Source organism: Pseudosulfitobacter pseudonitzschiae, from assembly GCF_002222635.1.
GTDB lineage: Bacteria > Pseudomonadota > Alphaproteobacteria > Rhodobacterales > Rhodobacteraceae > Pseudosulfitobacter > Pseudosulfitobacter pseudonitzschiae_A.
In genome coordinates, this window is sequence record NZ_CP022415.1 from 3,131,843 (window position 1) to 3,147,630 (window position 15,788).

A 15,788-nucleotide genomic window follows, 5' to 3' on the forward strand; every position below is an offset into this window, starting at 1 on the left:
CACTGGTACATCATGGTCCGTCAAATTCACGGGCGTTTTCCAGCGCCGGAATACGGCGTCGGGCGTCCGCGACCCTGTCAATTTCCAGATCGAACACCCGGAAACCGGGGTCCGTTCCTGCATCCACTACTACATCGCCCCATGGGTCAATCACAAGGGAATGGCCGAAAGTGCTGCGCTGGGGACCCGACGTCGCGCGATGTGTGCCGGTCTGCGCGGGCGCCAGAACCCACGCACCGCTTTCAATCGCGCGGGCCCGCAGCAGGCTGTGCCAATGTGCAGCACCCGTGACCGGCGAAAACGCCGAAGGATAGACCAGAACCTGCGCACCCGCCTGTACCAAAGCCCGCGACAGATGACCAAAACGCATATCATAGCAGATGGCCATGCCCAACCGGAGCTCTGGCAGATCAGCGACCACCGCCCGACGGCCCGGCCGGTAGCCCGCAGATTCGCGATAGGTTTCGCCCTCTGCGATTTGCACGTCGAACATATGTATCTTGTCGTAACGCGCCCGGATCCCGCCATCCGGTCCGATCAGAAACTGGCGGTTGGCAAAGCGCCCGTCGGGATCGTCTGTCTTGACCGCAAGCGAGCCGATCAGCAGCCAAATGCCAAGCGTGACGGCCTCGGCCCGCAGACCGGCCAGCGTGATATCCGATGCTTCGTCCTGCAAAACTGCCCGCTGGCGATCGCGATTGGTCGAGATGCAGTTTGTCACCTCGGGCGTCAACACAAACTGCGCGCCATCAGCCACGGCTGCACGCAGAAGTGCCGTGGTCTCGATCAAATTAGCCGCCGGATCATCCCCGACGTTCAGTTGCAGCAGGGCGGATTTCATCAGGCAGCCAGTAGCGCATCCAGTTTACCCTGACGTTCCAAGGCAAAAAGATCGTCACAACCTCCGACATGATCATCACCGACAAAAATTTGCGGAACGGTGCGGCTGCCATTGGCGCGCTGGACCATCTCGGCCTTACGCTCGGGGTTGGACATCACGTCGAATTCCAGAAAGTCCACGCCCTTTTGGTTCAGCAACTGTTTGGCTCGGTGGCAAAAACCGCAAATGGGCGTCGTGTAGATTTCAACAGGTTTCATGTTGGTATCCTCGATATAGGTCAGTTGTCCAATATCTAGGTCTCTTTGGTCACGCGCGCCAGTGCGACCATGCACACCCGCCCTGCGCCGGACGCATGAACGGTTCGGGTCGCTTCGGCCAGTGTCGCACCCGATGTCATCACATCATCAACCAACAGCACTGCCCTGCCTGCAGCGATCCAGTGCGTGCGCGACGGGTTCAGCTTCAGCGCACCGTCCAGCATGGCCCGCCGCTGTGTCCGGTCCAACCCATCCAGACTGCGCGTGCGACGGGTACGCAGCAGCAAGTCGGGGCAATAGGGCAGTTCCAGCCGCTTTGCCAACGCGCTGGCCAAAAGCGCAGACTGATTGTACCGCCGCTTGAGCATCCGCGTCCAATGCAGCGGCACGGGAACCACCAGCATGTTCGGCACAACGATATCGCGCACCGCATGGGCCATCCAGCCCGACGCGGGCACTGCAACCTCTTGTTTATCTGCGTGTTTCAGCCCCAGAACCAGCGTCCGCGCCCGATCCTGATACACCAGCGCCGCACGCCCCTGATCCCACGGTGGCGGGTCACGCAGACAGGAATCGCAATGTGCCACATCCACGCCTTGTTGCCCCGGCAAAGGTGCCCCACATGAATCACAGATCGCCCCACCCACAAAAGGCGTGTCGCGCCAGCAGCTACCGCACAGGCCAAAGTCGTCGTTGACCACGGTGCCACAGCCAAGACACCGCGCCGGATAGAGAAGGGAAAGGGCTGTTTGTAACCGCGTCGCAACCATTCTATCTAAGCTCCATGAACGCACCCGCACCCTTGACCGACACCGCCGCATTGACGGCGCACCGCCACCGGACACGGGCCGATGCCCTGTTCCTGCACCATACGGCACGCGATGAAATTCAGGATCGGCTGGAACTGGTTAACAGGTCGTTTACGAAGGCCGCCGTGGTCACGGGCTTTCCACAGGTCTGGGGGACTTTAGTTCCGGATTGTACGGTTGCTTCCGATCAGGAAACATTGGATCTGCAGCCGGCTTCGCATGATCTGGTGGTTCATGCGATGGGTCTGCACTGGGCCAATGATCCTGTGGGTCAGTTGATCCAATGCCACCGCGCGCTGAAACCGGACGGCCTGTTTCTGGGTGTGTGTTTCGGTGGTCAAACCCTGAACGAACTGCGTGCCTGTCTGGCCGAGGCCGAAGTAGCGATAACCGGCGGCCTCAGCCCGCGCATCGCGCCCATGGGCGAAGTCCGCGATCTTGGCGCGCTACTGCAACGTGCAGGCTTTGCCCTGCCGGTGGCGGATGTTCTGACCCAGCGGGTGGACTATAAATCCCCCCTGCATCTGATGCATGACCTGCGTGCGATGGGCGAAACCAACGCCCTGACCGGGCGGCTGCGCAAACCCACGCGCAAAGCGGTGATGATGGATGCGGTCGCGCGCTATCAGTCTGCCTTTGGTACAGATACGGGCCGTATCCGTACAACATTCGATCTGGTATTTCTGGCCGGATGGGCGCCCGACCCCAGCCAGCCCAAGGCGTTGCGCCCCGGATCGGCACAACAACGGCTTGCAGATGCGCTCAATGTCGCAGAACGCCCCTTGTCAGATTGAACTTGCGCCAAAACCCTCTATGTCTCGGTCGACCCGAACAGCGGAAGATCTTATGCCTGACACTCAGACCATTGCCCAGCGTCCTGCCCATGCAGCGCCAGACCATCCGGCCATCCCCGCCGAGCGCGTCGGCGTGTTGCTGGCCAATTTGGGCACGCCGGACGGCTATGACTATTGGTCGATGCGCCGCTATCTTAGCGAATTCCTGTCTGACCGCCGCGTCATCGATTATTCGCCGTGGCTGTGGCAACCCCTGTTGCAGACGGTGATTCTGACGAAGCGCCCCTTCAGTTCCGGGGCCGCATATAAGTCCATCTGGAACGAAGCTGAAAACGAAAGCCCGCTGCTGACCATCACCAAGGCGCAGACAGCCAAGATCGCCCAAGCCATGAAAAGCCGCTTTGGCGATACGGTGATGGTTGATTATTGCATGCGCTATGGCAACCCGTCGACCGAGTCGAAAGTACGTGCTTTGACCGAAGCGGGCTGCCGCAAGATCTTGTTTTTCCCGCTGTATCCGCATTACGCTGGCGCCACATCGGCCACCGCCAATGACGCGTTCTTTAGCGCCCTGCAGAAAGAAACATGGCAGCCTGTTGCGCGTACCGTTGCGCCCTACTTTGATCGCGCGGATTATATCGACGCGCTGGCCCAATCTATCGAACGTGGCTATGCGCAAATGGACCAACGGCCCGATATTCTGCTGTGTTCCTATCACGGCGTACCACAGCGCTATCTGATGCAGGGCGATCCCTATCATTGCCAGTGTCAGAAAACGACACGCCGGCTGAAAGAACGGCTGGGCTGGGACGACACCGAGATTATGACGACCTTTCAGTCAAAGTTCGGCCCAGAGGAATGGTTGCAACCCTATACGGTCGAAGAAGTGGCGCGGCAGGCCAAAGCCGGCAAGAAAAGCATCGCGGTCTGCGCCCCTGCGTTTTCGGCTGACTGCATCGAGACGCTGGAAGAGATCAACGAAGAGATTCGCGAAAGTTTCGAGCACGCAGGCGGCGAAAGCTTTACCTATATTCCGTGTCTGAACGACGATCCCGCGCACATTCAGGCGCTGTCGAACGTGATTGAGGAAAACCTGCGCGGCTGGCTGGTCTAGCCGCGCCCAAGTGCCGTTAGACCTCAGCCCCGCAGCAATTCAAATTTCAGACATAAAAAAGGCGGCACCGAAGTACCGCCTTCTCTATTGGTATGAAGCGTCGCTTAGTCAGCAACAGCTGCAGCCACCAGTGCCAGAAGCAGCAGGGGCAGCAGGATGCCGGCAGACGAAGAAGTAGCTTCTTCAACCACGACGGGTGCTTCGATAATCGGATCGGCAGGAGCGCCGGCGAATGCGGTAGTTGCAGCAGCTGTCAGAGCGGCGGCGAGAACGAGTTTTTTCATGTTAACCTCCAGAAAAAGCGCGCCAGCAATTGTGCGGACGCGCACCCAAGACTTACCTCGTATCTCGTTGTAAACAGCAAATAAGGGTGATTGCAAACCCACATTGCCGCACAAAGGCCGCTAATCAGTCCGATGTCGTCAAATTAGCAACACTTGTGTGCCCACTTTCGCCATCGCGAATAGCTCTTGAATATGCTCGTTGTACAAACCGATGCATCCGTTGGACGAACGGCGGCCAATTTTGCGTGTGTCATGCGTTCCGTGAATACGATAATAGGTCCAGCTCAGGTACAAAGCGTGCGTTCCCAATGGGTTATCTGGGCCGGGGCCGATAAAATCGGGCCATTCGGGGTTGCGCTGCAACATCGACGGGGTCGGCCGCCAGCTGGGGCCTGTCACCTTTTGCACAACACTTGTACGACCGCGACGGGTCAGATCTTCGGTCAGCGGAACGCTGGAGGGGTACAATTTATAAACGGAACGGTCTTCGCTCCAGTAGTGTACCGCGCGACTGTCAATATCGACCAGAATTGCACCGTTTTTCAGGTTGTCGAAATAGGGCTGCCAATCCAGCGTCCGAAAGCTGGAAACGTTGCGGCGCACGGACTGTGTCGGATCACGCTCTGCCTGACCGGCAGGAATCTGTGCCAAAGCCGGTGTTGAAAGCAACGCGGCAGAGCCCGCCAAAAAGGCACGGCGGTTCTTGAAATCAAAGCGCTTGCTGGACATTGCATGTCCTCCTGTTGAGCGGATGCTGTATTTGCCCTTGTATATATGGCGCGAAAGACGCAGTCGCAATTCAAACAACTGTCATCTGGCAAGCTCACGCCTATGTGCGTTTGAATTGCCACGCGTGGCACTGTATTCCAATTCGAAACCAATCCTACTGGAGCCTGTCATGATCCGTATTATTTCCCTGCTGCTGGCGGGCCTTCTGGTCCTCAGCGCCTGCGCGGTGCCCCCGTCGCAACCCACGATGACCTCGGATGGGCAATCAGCACCAAAACTCTACCGCATCCGTGCGGGGGACACATCAAAACTGCAATACCGTATGCTTGATTCGGTCAACGCCCTGCGTCAGGCCCAAGGGGCCGCACCAGTTGAGTTGAACCCGCAATTGAACGCGGCCGCCGCGACTCACTCGCGCGATATGTCGGTGCAAAACCGCCCTTGGCACTTCGGTTCCGACGGCTCTTCGCCAATCGACCGGCTGCAACGCGTTGGCTATCCGGGGCGTCTTGTGGGCGAAAACATCTCTGAAACCTACGAATCAGAGCTGGAAACACTGGCCGCGTGGATGGCACAGCCCGACACACGCCGCACCATTCTGGCTCGTGATGCCAGTCAAATGGGTTTCTCGTGGCATCAGGAAAGCAACGGCAAGATCTGGTGGACAATGGTCATGGGCAACCCGAACAGCACCGCGATCGTACCACAGGCCAATCCGGCAGCGTCGCGCCGTGTCCCTGCGCGTGTGGACCAAACCACAACTTCTGCGGATGACGCCGCAGGAATTGTCGAAACCACCGAATAATCAGCCAGCCCTGCGGCGGGCCATCGGCCCGTCGCGTTCTTATGACTATGCGTTGATCTGGATCGGCGTGCCGTCGCCCACCATCGCATAGACATCTTCGATCTCTTTGTCGGTCACGGCGATACAGCCCCAGGTCCAGTCGTTCCGGCCCTTTTTCCGTTTCTCTGATTTTCCGTGAATAAAGATATCACCGCCGGGCTTTTTGCCCAGTGCCTCTGCCGCGGCGCGGTCGTTTTCATTGGGATACGAGATGCCAACCGACAGATGGAATTTGCTATTCGGGTTGCGCCGGTCGATCAGGTAAAGCCCCTCGGGCGTGCGCCCGTCGCCCTCAAAGAGCTTGTGGCCAATCGGCGCGAACCCAAGGTCGATGGCATAGGCTTTTAACACGCGGTCCTTGTGTAACAGGAACATCTCGCGTCTGGATTTGTTCACCACCACAAAGGTAACGGCAGGGCCGTTGTAGCGTTTGAATTTACTTGGGGTACATGCGGGCACAATCGCCGCCGCGACTCCACCAAGGATCAATGCCCTGCGTTTCATTGTATAGTCCTGCCTTGCGTGCCTGTTATCAGGCTACCATTTACTGCACTGCATCGGTACACCGAATCTGCGCATCCACCAAGCCGTTATCGCACAAAAGCAGCTCAGACGCGCGTCAACTTGCCGACCAGTTCCACATGGGACGACCAACGAAACTGGTCCACCGGCTGCACCCATTCCAGCACAAAACCCGCCTCGACCAATTGCGCCGTGTCCCGTGCAAACGTCACAGGATTGCATGAAACATAGGCCACTGTTTTCACCGCACTCTCAATAATCTGCGCCACTTGCGCCGCCGCACCCGCACGGGGCGGGTCAATCACCACTGCGTCAAACCGCTTAAGCTCGTCGGGCAGCAAGGGGCGGCGGAACAGATCGCGTGCCTCTGAAGTCAGAGGGCGCAAACCACCCGCTGCACGCCAGCCAGCGGCCATCGCCGCTGTCATCTCGGCGTCGCCTTCGACGGCGTGCACCTCGGCCTGCGCCAACAGCGGAAAACTGAACGTCCCGCACCCCGCGAACAGGTCCGCGACCGACTTGGCCCCCGCGCATATGTTTAGAACCAAAGCCTGCAAAGTCTGCTCGCCGTGCAAGGTTGCCTGCAAGAAAGTACCGGGTGGCGGCACGACCCGCGCCGCCCCAAAGGCCTGCCATGCCTGCGCGCGCGCGGCGATCACTTCGCCCTCCCATGCCAGACGGCACAGCCCGTGGGTTTCAGTCGCCTGCGCCAACTGCACCCGCAGCGGCCCGTCCAGTGGCTTGCCGCCTTGCACCGAAATATCCAGCCCTTCGCCCGACAGCGTCGCGGCCACCGACATTTCGCCCTTGCGACTGGCTCCGACCAACGCCAGCGCTTTGGCCACCTCAAGTGCGGGCAGCAACGCGGGATCGACCAGAAGGCAATCGGGCACTTCGACAATCACGCCAGACGCGCGGCCATGAAAACCCGCCGTTGCGCCCTTTTTGGTACGCTTCACCGAAAACGTCGCCCGTCTGCGCGATTGTGCGGGCGAGGTCAGCGTCGAGCGCACCTCGGTTTGCAACCGGTGTGCGGAAAGGGCTGCCTTGACCACGTCCGCCTTGAAATCAGACACCAGCGCATCGCTTGCGTGCTGCAACTGGCAGCCGCCGCACCCCTTGTAATGGCGACAAGGGGCTGCGACGCGATCACCCGAGGGAACCTCGATCCGAATGTCGTTCAGTTGCGTGTCGTCCAGCGTGCCGCTGACCACTTCGCCGGGCAATGTGCGGGGGGCAAAAACCGGACCTTCGGCAATTCCGTCGCCCTGATGTCCAAGGCGGATGATTGTATGTTGTGTCATACCGCGTCTTAGCGCGAAGCATCGCCGCACAGAAGCCCCATCGAACAGTTGCACGTCGCCCGATTTTGGCAGACGAATGTCCCACGCACCAAAAGGACACAAAATGCCGTCACCGCTTGCCCCCATTCTGGATGAGATCCGCGCCCGTTTTGCGCATGTCGATGAATGCCCCTTTGCAGGGCCACGCATCTTTTTCGAAAACGCGGGCGGCGCGCTGACGCTGAAAACGGCGGTAGACACCTCTGCCAAATTCGCAGCAATTCCTGACAACCAAGGGCGCGACAATCCGGCAGCCAAGGCTTTGGTCAAGATTATCCAAACGGCCAAATCCGACATGGCCACGTTTTTCAACACAGCCTCGGGCCAGTTCTTTGTCGGCGAAAGCGGCACCGAACTGCTGTTCCGTCTGATCCGCACCGCCGTGATGGGGGCCAAGGGCACCGTTATCGGCTCGACCATCGAACACCCCGCATCACGCAGTGCGGCACAGATCTGGGCCGAAAAGGCGGGTGTGGGTTATATCAGCGTGCCACATGACACCGCGCGCGGGCTGGTCACGGCCCAGAACTATGCTGCCGTAATGACGCCTGATGTGCGCGTGGCCACGATACTGCACACTTCGCCCGTGACCGGCATGGGCATGGACGTCGCCGCAATCTCGCAGGCGATCCGCGCTGTGTCGCCCGACTGCCTGATCATTGTGGACGGTATCCAGCATGCCAGTCACGGCGGCATCGACATCGACGCCGCCGACATCGACGGCTATGTGGTCAGTCCCTACAAAGTATTTTCGCGCCATGGCTACGGCATTGCATGGGCGTCCGACCGGCTCAGCCAGCTTCCGCTTGAGGCGTTGTTGGGCGGGCCTTTGGAAAACTGGGAAATGGGCACCCGCGACACCGGCGCCTATGCGACATTTTCCGATGTGGTCGGCTATTTCGACTGGCTGGGCGGGCAAGTCTCTGAGGCCCCCGACCGCCGCGCGCGCATCGAAGCGGCAGGCGACGCGATACACGCACATGAAATACACCTGACCCAGACCATGTTGAACGGCACTGGCAACCTGCCCGGCCTGACCGACTTGCCTGGCGTGCAGATCATTGGCGGCGATGACAATCCGGCCCGCGAGGGTCTGGTGTGCTTTGCAATGGACACCATCCCCGCCGTTGACATCGTCGCCCGCCTGAATGCCCAAGGCATCCGCACCCATGTGCGCAAGGCCGACCATTATTCGGGCAATGTGCTTGATCCTCTGGGTCTGCCCGCAGCGGTGCGCGTGTCACTGTGTCACTACAACTCCGAAGCCGAGGTCACCGCGTTTCTGTCCGCCATGAAAAAGATGTCCGACGATGCTTGACCGCAACGGGCCCCTGCGCGGGCTGCGCGTTGTGGAAATGGCGGGTCTTGGGCCTGCGCCCTTCGCCTGCATGATGCTGGCCGACATGGGTGCGGAAGTGATTCGCATCGCCCGCCCCGGTCAAAAGCCGATGTTCGGGATCGCACAAAAGCACAACCTGTACGACCGCTCGCGCCAAAGCGTCACGCTGGATTTGCGCAACCCCGATGATCGGGCGCAGGCACAAACCCTGATCGCCAAGGCCGAAGTGGTGATCGAAGGGTTTCGCCCCGGTGTCATGGAACGTCTGGGCCTTGGTCCTGTGCATATGATGGCCGCGAACCCTGCGTTGGTTTACGGGCGCATGACTGGTTGGGGACAGGACGGACCATTGCGCGACCGCGCGGGCCACGACCTGAACTATATGGCGATTTCCGGCGCACTATGGTCGATCGGCCCGGCTGGCGCGCCACCACCGCCACCGCAAAACATCATCGCCGATCTGGCGGGCGGCGGCATGATGCTGCTGGCCGGTGTACTGGCCGGCGTTTTACACGCGCGCGGGACCGGTCAGGGCCAAGTCGTCGATGCCTGCATGTCTGACGGAGCAGCCCTGATGATGCTGATGCAATACGGCCTGATGGCCGCAGGTGTGCACAAAGATGAGGCACGCGGCGGCAACATTCTGAACGGAGGCCTTGCCAGCTATCGTTGCTATGAAACAGCCTGTGGCGGCTATGTTGCCCTTGGCCCGCTCGAACCGCAGTTCTTTGCAGAACTGCTGGCGCAACTGGGCCTGTCGGATGATCCGCGATTTGCTGATCAATACGGCGATCAGGACGCAATGAAGGCCGCGTTAGAGACGCTTTTCCACAGCAAACCCCGCACTCACTGGCAGGAAATTCTGGAACGTGTCGATGCCTGTTTTGCCCCCGTTCTATCTATGTCCGAAGCGCCGGATTACCCGCACAACGTCGCCCGCGGCACCTTTGTCGCCACCGATGGCATTGTCCAACCTGGCCCTGTACCACGCTTTTCCCACACACCTTCGGACCCGCCAACCCATGGTGATGCGGGTATGATAACCGTAGAAGACGTGCTGAAATCCTGGGCCTGACGCCTTGCCATTCCCGAACCAAGATTCAAAGGTATCACCATGACACTCACCAACCGCATCACCGACAAACGCGACGACTTGATCCAGCTGACGCAGGACTTGATCCGCATCCCCACTTTGAACCCTCCGGGCGAAAACTATCGCGAAATCTGTGATTTCCTTGATAAACGCCTGTCCAAGCATGGGTTTCAGACGCAACTGATCCGTGCATTTGGCACGCCTGGCGACAGCGAGAAATATCCCCGCTGGAACATCGTCGCACGGCGTGACGGGGCGCAAACGGGAGAGTGTGTGCACTTCAACAGCCACACAGATGTGGTCGAAGTGGGTCAGGGTTGGACCTTTGACCCCTTTGGCGGTGACATTTCCGACGGCAAGATTTACGGGCGCGGTGCTTGCGACATGAAGGGTGGATTGGCGGCGTCGATCATCGCAGCCGAGGCGTTCATCGAAGAGCACCCCAATTTTCAAGGGGCGATCGAAATCTCAGGCACGGCCGATGAGGAATCGGGCGGCTATGGCGGTGTTGCCTATCTGGCCGAACAGGGATTTTTCGACCCTAACAAGGTGCAACACGTCATTATCCCCGAACCCCTGCAAAAAGACCGTATCTGTCTGGGCCACCGTGGCGGTTGGTGGGCCGAGATCGAAACCAAGGGCGAGATCGCCCACGGGTCGATGCCGTTTCTGGGCGATTGCGCGGTCCGCCACATGGGGGCGGTGCTATCCGAATTCGAAACCAAGCTTTTCCCTGCGATGGCCGCGCGGTTCACCGATATGCCCGTCGTGCCCGAAGGGGCGCGGCAGTCGACAATGAACATCAATTCGATCCATGGCGGCCAAAAAGAACAAACCGACGATTTCACCGGTCTGCCCGCACATTGTGTGCCCGACAGTTGCCGCATCGTGATCGACCGCCGCTATCTGGTCGAGGAAACGCTGGATCAGGTCCGCGACGAGGTCAAAGCGCTGTTGGAAGGTCTGCGCGAAACACGCCCCGATTTCGAATACGAACTGACCGAGCTGAACAGCGTGATACCTTCGATGACAGACAAAACTGCACCGGTGGTAGAGACTGTTGCAAAGGCCATCGAAGAGGTCATGGGCAAACCGCCCACCTATGTCGCTTCGCCCGGATCGTATGACCAAAAACACATCGACCGCATCGGCAAGCTGAAGAATTGCATCGCCTATGGCCCCGGCCTGTTGGAACTGGCGCACAAGCCCGACGAATACATCGGCATCGACGACATGATCGACAGCGCCAAGGTGATGGGTGCCGCGTTAGAGACGCTTTTGCTATCAAAGAGCTAAAAAGCCGTCTCGCTTGCCAGTGCCAATCCTTCGACAATGCCCGTCAGAGCCGCGCCCCGATGCACATCAGCCTGTGGAAAGCGCTGGGTCAAAGCGCCCTGTATCACCGCCATCAGGCTGGAACCGCCGACAAAAATCAACCTGTCAATGTCTTCGGGTGCGACCTGCGCTTGGGCCACGGCCTGCAACGCCGCCTCGCCCACCTGATCGGCCATATCGGCCAAACCGGCCCACATCATCGCAGCAGGCAGCGGAACGGTTAATCCAGTCTCTAACAACGAGATATTAATCTCGGGCAGTGCTGTTCCATTGGGGTCGTTCGCCGCGATTTTGCCCGCTTCGACTGCGAACGCCAGATCGTGGCCCAGTTCGTCTTCCAGCACCCGCACCAGACGGTTCAACAATTCGGGCTGTACCGCATGTTTTGCCAGATCCCGCGCCGCGCGGCGGCTGTCGGGGGCATAGAGAAACGGAATTTTTTGCCATGTGGCCAGATCGGCAAACAGCGCACGGGGCGCTGCATGCACCTGATCGCCAAAAGCGTGGCGGATGTCGCTGCCCAGTCCCAGAAAGGGCATCACATGATCCAACGACAACCGCCGGTCAAAATCGGTGCCGCCCAATCGCACGCCATGACTGGCCAGAATGTCGATGCCCGCATCTGCACCATGCCGGAACACGGTAAAATCCGACGTACCCCCGCCGATGTCGATCACCAGCCCCAAATCGCCCGCCTGCAAAGCCGCGCGACTGGCCAGCGCGGCGGCCTCAGGTTCGGGCATGAATTTGACCGCATCAAAACCCGCAACGTGGTAGCATTCGGTCAGATCAACCAGCGCCTGCGCGTTCCGTTCGGCATTGGCGCTGTGAAACAACACCGGACGCCCCGACAGCGCCGTGTTGAACTGCAACCCGCTTTCCGCTTCGGCGCGTGCCTTTAACGTGGCCAGAAACCGCGCAACGATGGTGATAAAATCCTGCCGTTCGTTCAGCAGCATCCGCTGCTCGCGCATAAGCGACGTACCCAGCAAGCTTTTGAGCGCGCGCATATACCGCCCCTCGTCCCCCGCAACCAGCGCCGCATTGGCAGGCCGTCCATACAGTGTCTTGCGCGAGTCAAAATCGAAGAACACCGCCGTGGGCAACGTCTGTTCGCCGCGCTCAAGTGCGACCAACCGCGTCTGCCCATCCACTGCATAGCCTGCCGCCGAATTCGATGTACCGAAGTCAATACCAAGGGTTGCCATGTGATCACTGCCTGAAAATACGCGAAAGCCGCCGCCATAACCCCTTGGTCATGCGGGTGCAACACGGCGGCGCTGGTCAAAGTCAAAGGAAGTGGCTAGCCTTTCAAAAAAACCAACCGGGAGTCTTGATAATGTTTCACATCCGTTCGCTTTTGCTGGGGGTTGCCTCTGCTGCGCTGATCGCCGGATCGGCTTTGGCCAAGGACGACATCACCGTCGCCATGCAACTTGAACCTCCCCACCTTGATCCGACCAGCGCCGCCGCCGGTGCCATTGATTCGGTTTTGTATTCCAATGTCTTCGAGGGTCTGACGCGGTTCATGGGCGACGGGTCGATCGTGGCTGGTCTGGCCGAAAGCTGGGAAATTTCCGACGACGGCCTGACATATACATTCAAGCTGCGCGACGGAGTGACCTTCCACGACGGCACCACGATGGACGCCGAAGATGTGAAATTCAGCCTTGATCGCGCCCGCGCCGAAGACAGCGTGAACGCGCAAAAGGCGCTTTATACAGGCATTTCCGATGTCGAAGTGATCGACCCCCTAACGGTCAAGGTCACCCTGTCCGAACCGAACGGCAGCCTGCTGTTCAATCTGGCATGGGGTGACGCGGTAATTGTGGCCCCTGAAAGCATAGAAAACATCAAACAAATGCCCGTCGGCACCGGCGCGTTCAAATTCGTGAACTGGGTGCAGGGCGACAAGATCGAACTGGAACGCAACGACGCCTATTGGGGTGACGCCCCCGCGCTGGCCAAAGCAACGTTCAAATTTATCTCGGACCCGACCGCCGCCTTTGCCGCCGTGATGGCCGAGGATGTGGACGCCTTTGCAGGCTTTCCCGCCCCCGAGAACCTGCCACAATTCGAGGCGGACCCGCGTTTTCAGGTGCTGGTCGGCAGCACCGAGGGCGAAACGATCCTGTCCACCAACAATGCGCTGCCGCCGTTCGACAACATCAAGGTGCGCGAGGCACTGGCCCACGCGATCAACCGTCAGTCGATCATCGACGGTGCGATGTTCGGGTATGGCACGCCCATCGGCACGCATTTTGCGCCCCACAACCCAGCCTATGTCGATCTGACCGGCATGAGCGAATATGACCCTGAAAAGTCCAAGGCGCTGCTGGCCGAAGCTGGCTTTGCCGACGGGTTCGAAACCACGCTGCACCTGCCACCCCCTTCTTATGCCCGTCGCGGCGGCGAGATTGTCGCGGCACAACTGGCCGAGGTTGGTATCAAAGCCGAGATCATCAACGTCGAATGGGCGCAGTGGCTGGAAACGGTGTTCAAGGGCAAGAACTTTGGCCTGACCATCATCTCGCATACCGAACCGATGGACATCGGCATCTATGCCAATCCGGATTACTATTTCCAGTACGACAACCCGGATTTTCAGGCCCTGTTGACCAAACTGAACGGCACCACAGATCCCGACATACGCACGCAAATGCTGGGCGACGCACAGCGCATGATCTCCGAGGAGTACGTGAACGGTTACCTGTTCCAATTGGCCATGATGTCGGTCGCCAAGGCCGAGCTTCAGGGTCTGTGGACCAATGCCCCGACCCAAGCGACCGACCTGACCGGTGTCAGCTGGTCGGAATAACCGGTCCTGAAATGTGATCAAGGGCGGCGGCAACGTCGCCCTTTTCCTTTTCCCCACAGGAGATGCGCCATGGACATTCACAAATACGGCTCACGGCCCCGCACGCAGGCACCCGCCGAATACTTCACCGGCGAGGTCTGGCAGGATCCGGTTGTGACAGCCCCCGAACCAGCACGACTGCGCGCTTTGATCGTTACCTTTTCCGCCGCTGCGCGGACTGCATGGCATACGCACCCGCTGGGCCAGACCCTTCATGTGATGTCAGGCGAAGGGCGCATAGCCCTGCGCGGACAGGCACCGCGCATTATTTCAGCAGGCGATACCGTGTGGATCCCTCCGCACGAAGAACATTGGCACGGGGCCGCCCCCGATACCGAAATGGTGCATATGGCAATGCAAGAGGCGCTAGACGGCTCGGCCGCGCATTGGCTGGAGCATGTCAGCGACGCCGACTATGCGATTGCGCCACAAGAATAATCACAACCGCGCCGCCAGCTGCGCCACATCCTTGCGCACCTGATCGCGCAACGCCCCACCCCTTGGCGTATCGCGCAAGGTCGCGAACCAAGCGGGATCGGGGTTGCGACCGCGTTTGTTGCCCTGAAACGTCAGGCCGCGCAGCACCTGTTGCGCGGCATCCGGTAACACAGCGGGCACCGTGTGGCCGTTCAGCGTGGCCCATACCCCCGCCCAAAGGCGCCCGGCCGACCACGGATTATAGCCGCCGCCGCCCAAAACCAGCAGGCGCGGCGCCATGCCCATCAGACCCGCCACAATCTGCCAATGTGCATTGTTCGACAGAGACAGATGTGATTGCGGATCATCTGCCACCGCATCCGCCCCGCATTGCAGCACAATCGCATCGGGCCGGAACGCGGAAATCGCGGGCAGGATCAGTGCGTCGCGGATCATGACCATTTCATCGTCGTTCAAATGCCGCGGCACAGGCAGATTGAACACATTGCCCGCGCCCGTCTCGTTCAACATGCCGGTGCGTGGCCACAAGCCTGCTTCGTGGACCGACAGAACCAATGTATCAGGATCATCCTGATATGCGCGCTGCACCCCGTCACCATGATGCGCGTCGATGTCGATATATGCGATGCGCGCGGCCCCATTGGCACGCAGCGACCGGATCGCCAGAACCGGATCGTTGAGGTAACAAAATCCGCTCGCACGGTCCGGCATCCCGTGGTGCGTGCCGCCTGCGGGGTGAAACACGACACCCCCACCCGCCAGCAATTCGCCCGCCAGCAGCGACCCGCCCGCTGCCGTTGCCGGACGGCGGAACATCTCGGCAAAGACCGGATTGGAGGGCGTACCCAGATGGTGACGCGCCCGCACTGTGTCGCTGACAACCTGTTCGGCCTCGGCGCGGACCAAAGCGGCGATATAGTCGGGTGTATGCCATCCGGTCAGTGCCGCAGGCTTGGCGCGGGGGCTGGTGACATAGACACCGGGCGGCAACCAGCCCAGCGCACGGCACAGATCAATCACCGTCGACACACGCGGCACCCGCAAAGGATGCCAGCGCCCATAGGTCGAGGCGCGGTAAATCTCGTGCCCGATGAACAGCGGACGCGGCAAAGGGGAAAGGGCGCACATGACACCATCTTACACCACATCAACGGACAACCAGAACCGTAGCCAACACAAATTACCGCAG

At 59.8% G+C, this 15,788-nt stretch carries 16 protein-coding genes and 1 pseudogene; 8 read left to right on the forward strand and 9 right to left on the reverse strand.

Features of this window, described 5'->3' with window-relative positions:
- Positions 1–10 precede the first annotated feature (10 nt).
- The 3 genes from SULPSESMR1_RS15420 to SULPSESMR1_RS15430 are packed head-to-tail and all read right to left on the reverse strand — an operon-like array spanning position 11 to position 1,868.
- On the reverse strand, positions 11–841 hold the full coding sequence (locus tag SULPSESMR1_RS15420) for a carbon-nitrogen hydrolase family protein (protein ID WP_089421666.1): 831 nt from the start codon (positions 839–841) through the stop codon (positions 11–13).
- The gene (grxC, locus tag SULPSESMR1_RS15425) at positions 841–1,098 is read right to left on the reverse strand and encodes a glutaredoxin 3 (RefSeq protein ID WP_089421667.1); all 258 of its coding nucleotides are present in this window, start codon (positions 1,096–1,098) and stop codon (positions 841–843) included. The genes SULPSESMR1_RS15420 and grxC overlap by 1 nt, the downstream gene beginning before the upstream one ends.
- A gap of 35 nt (positions 1,099–1,133) precedes the next feature.
- The gene (locus SULPSESMR1_RS15430) at positions 1,134–1,868 is read right to left on the reverse strand and encodes a ComF family protein (RefSeq protein WP_089421668.1); all 735 of its coding nucleotides are present in this window, start codon (positions 1,866–1,868) and stop codon (positions 1,134–1,136) included.
- 14 nt (positions 1,869–1,882) lie between these two features.
- Here SULPSESMR1_RS15430 and SULPSESMR1_RS15435 point away from each other — a divergent pair, with 14 nt between their 5' ends.
- Complete coding sequence (locus tag SULPSESMR1_RS15435; RefSeq protein WP_089421669.1) at positions 1,883–2,701, forward strand: methyltransferase domain-containing protein; 819 nt, start codon at positions 1,883–1,885, stop codon at positions 2,699–2,701.
- 52 nt (positions 2,702–2,753) lie between these two features.
- Positions 2,754–3,815 (forward strand): ferrochelatase, encoded by a 1,062-nt coding sequence (gene hemH / locus SULPSESMR1_RS15440; RefSeq protein ID WP_089421670.1) that lies wholly within the window; start codon positions 2,754–2,756, stop codon positions 3,813–3,815.
- 104 nt (positions 3,816–3,919) lie between these two features.
- Here hemH and SULPSESMR1_RS15445 read toward each other — a convergent pair whose 3' ends face one another.
- Entirely contained in the window at positions 3,920–4,099 is a 180-nt protein-coding gene (locus SULPSESMR1_RS15445; protein WP_089421671.1) for a hypothetical protein, read from the reverse strand.
- A gap of 138 nt (positions 4,100–4,237) precedes the next feature.
- The gene (locus SULPSESMR1_RS15450) at positions 4,238–4,828 is read right to left on the reverse strand and encodes a L,D-transpeptidase (protein ID WP_089421672.1); all 591 of its coding nucleotides are present in this window, start codon (positions 4,826–4,828) and stop codon (positions 4,238–4,240) included.
- A gap of 169 nt (positions 4,829–4,997) precedes the next feature.
- Between SULPSESMR1_RS15450 and SULPSESMR1_RS15455 the strand changes: the two are divergent.
- Positions 4,998–5,510, forward strand: a pseudogene (locus tag SULPSESMR1_RS15455) (CAP domain-containing protein); the annotation flags it as partial.
- A 168-nt stretch (positions 5,511–5,678) separates the two neighbouring features.
- Here SULPSESMR1_RS15455 and SULPSESMR1_RS15460 read toward each other — a convergent pair.
- Positions 5,679–6,176: a L,D-transpeptidase family protein gene (locus SULPSESMR1_RS15460; protein WP_089421674.1), complete on the reverse strand. Its 498-nt coding sequence runs from the start codon at positions 6,174–6,176 to the stop codon at positions 5,679–5,681.
- A 104-nt stretch (positions 6,177–6,280) separates the two neighbouring features.
- Positions 6,281–7,498 carry a class I SAM-dependent RNA methyltransferase gene (locus SULPSESMR1_RS15465; protein WP_089421675.1) on the reverse strand — a complete coding sequence of 406 codons (1,218 nt, stop codon included), beginning with the start codon at positions 7,496–7,498 and terminating at the stop codon, positions 6,281–6,283.
- Positions 7,499–7,601: 103 nt separating this feature from the next.
- On the opposite strand from SULPSESMR1_RS15465, the gene SULPSESMR1_RS15470 reads away from it, so the two are divergent.
- Genes SULPSESMR1_RS15470 through SULPSESMR1_RS15480 form a run of 3 tightly spaced genes read left to right on the forward strand, consistent with a single transcriptional unit; the run spans position 7,602 to position 11,265 of the window.
- Positions 7,602–8,855, forward strand: a complete 1,254-nt coding sequence (locus SULPSESMR1_RS15470) for an aminotransferase class V-fold PLP-dependent enzyme (RefSeq protein ID WP_089421676.1) — start codon at positions 7,602–7,604, stop codon at positions 8,853–8,855.
- Positions 8,848–9,951 (forward strand): CaiB/BaiF CoA transferase family protein, encoded by a 1,104-nt coding sequence (locus SULPSESMR1_RS15475; RefSeq protein ID WP_089421677.1) that lies wholly within the window; start codon positions 8,848–8,850, stop codon positions 9,949–9,951. Before SULPSESMR1_RS15470 ends, SULPSESMR1_RS15475 begins: the two co-directional genes overlap by 8 nt.
- Positions 9,952–9,990: 39 nt before the next feature.
- On the forward strand, positions 9,991–11,265 hold the full coding sequence (locus SULPSESMR1_RS15480; protein ID WP_089421678.1) for an acetylornithine deacetylase/succinyl-diaminopimelate desuccinylase family protein: 1,275 nt from the start codon (positions 9,991–9,993) through the stop codon (positions 11,263–11,265).
- Here the strand turns inward: SULPSESMR1_RS15480 and SULPSESMR1_RS15485 are convergent.
- The gene (locus tag SULPSESMR1_RS15485; RefSeq protein WP_089421679.1) at positions 11,262–12,512 is read right to left on the reverse strand and encodes an Hsp70 family protein; all 1,251 of its coding nucleotides are present in this window, start codon (positions 12,510–12,512) and stop codon (positions 11,262–11,264) included. The two genes, SULPSESMR1_RS15480 and SULPSESMR1_RS15485, sit on opposite strands and share 4 nt — an antisense overlap.
- Before the next feature lie 131 nt (positions 12,513–12,643).
- On the opposite strand from SULPSESMR1_RS15485, the gene SULPSESMR1_RS15490 reads away from it, so the two are divergent.
- A complete protein-coding gene (locus tag SULPSESMR1_RS15490; RefSeq protein WP_089421680.1) occupies positions 12,644–14,122 on the forward strand; it encodes an ABC transporter substrate-binding protein in 1,479 nt (492 codons plus the stop codon).
- A 69-nt stretch (positions 14,123–14,191) separates the two neighbouring features.
- Positions 14,192–14,599 carry a (R)-mandelonitrile lyase gene (locus SULPSESMR1_RS15495; RefSeq protein WP_089421681.1) on the forward strand — a complete coding sequence of 136 codons (408 nt, stop codon included), beginning with the start codon at positions 14,192–14,194 and terminating at the stop codon, positions 14,597–14,599.
- Here the strand turns inward: SULPSESMR1_RS15495 and SULPSESMR1_RS15500 are convergent, their stop codons facing one another.
- Complete coding sequence (locus SULPSESMR1_RS15500; RefSeq protein WP_089421682.1) at positions 14,600–15,727, reverse strand: acetoin utilization protein AcuC; 1,128 nt, start codon at positions 15,725–15,727, stop codon at positions 14,600–14,602.
- Positions 15,728–15,788: the final 61 nt, after the last annotated feature.

What these genes read in the sequence shown, in the direction of transcription:
- SULPSESMR1_RS15465 (WP_089421675.1), bottom strand. Translation starts at nt 7,498, where the DNA reads ATGACACAACATACAATCATCCGCCTTGGACATCAGGGCGACGGAATT.
- hemH (WP_089421670.1), top strand. Translation starts at nt 2,754, where the DNA reads ATGCCTGACACTCAGACCATTGCCCAGCGTCCTGCCCATGCAGCGCCA.
- SULPSESMR1_RS15445 (WP_089421671.1), bottom strand. Translation starts at nt 4,099, where the DNA reads ATGAAAAAACTCGTTCTCGCCGCCGCTCTGACAGCTGCTGCAACTACC.
- SULPSESMR1_RS15500 (WP_089421682.1), bottom strand. Translation starts at nt 15,727, where the DNA reads ATGTGCGCCCTTTCCCCTTTGCCGCGTCCGCTGTTCATCGGGCACGAG.
- SULPSESMR1_RS15480 (WP_089421678.1), top strand. Translation starts at nt 9,991, where the DNA reads ATGACACTCACCAACCGCATCACCGACAAACGCGACGACTTGATCCAG.
- grxC (WP_089421667.1), bottom strand. Translation starts at nt 1,098, where the DNA reads ATGAAACCTGTTGAAATCTACACGACGCCCATTTGCGGTTTTTGCCAC.
- SULPSESMR1_RS15420 (WP_089421666.1), bottom strand. Translation starts at nt 841, where the DNA reads ATGAAATCCGCCCTGCTGCAACTGAACGTCGGGGATGATCCGGCGGCT.
- SULPSESMR1_RS15435 (WP_089421669.1), top strand. Translation starts at nt 1,883, where the DNA reads ATGAACGCACCCGCACCCTTGACCGACACCGCCGCATTGACGGCGCAC.
- SULPSESMR1_RS15490 (WP_089421680.1), top strand. Translation starts at nt 12,644, where the DNA reads ATGTTTCACATCCGTTCGCTTTTGCTGGGGGTTGCCTCTGCTGCGCTG.
- SULPSESMR1_RS15475 (WP_089421677.1), top strand. Translation starts at nt 8,848, where the DNA reads ATGCTTGACCGCAACGGGCCCCTGCGCGGGCTGCGCGTTGTGGAAATG.
- SULPSESMR1_RS15485 (WP_089421679.1), bottom strand. Translation starts at nt 12,512, where the DNA reads ATGGCAACCCTTGGTATTGACTTCGGTACATCGAATTCGGCGGCAGGC.
- SULPSESMR1_RS15495 (WP_089421681.1), top strand. Translation starts at nt 14,192, where the DNA reads ATGGACATTCACAAATACGGCTCACGGCCCCGCACGCAGGCACCCGCC.
- SULPSESMR1_RS15460 (WP_089421674.1), bottom strand. Translation starts at nt 6,176, where the DNA reads ATGAAACGCAGGGCATTGATCCTTGGTGGAGTCGCGGCGGCGATTGTG.
- SULPSESMR1_RS15450 (WP_089421672.1), bottom strand. Translation starts at nt 4,828, where the DNA reads ATGTCCAGCAAGCGCTTTGATTTCAAGAACCGCCGTGCCTTTTTGGCG.
- SULPSESMR1_RS15470 (WP_089421676.1), top strand. Translation starts at nt 7,602, where the DNA reads ATGCCGTCACCGCTTGCCCCCATTCTGGATGAGATCCGCGCCCGTTTT.
- SULPSESMR1_RS15430 (WP_089421668.1), bottom strand. Translation starts at nt 1,868, where the DNA reads ATGGTTGCGACGCGGTTACAAACAGCCCTTTCCCTTCTCTATCCGGCG.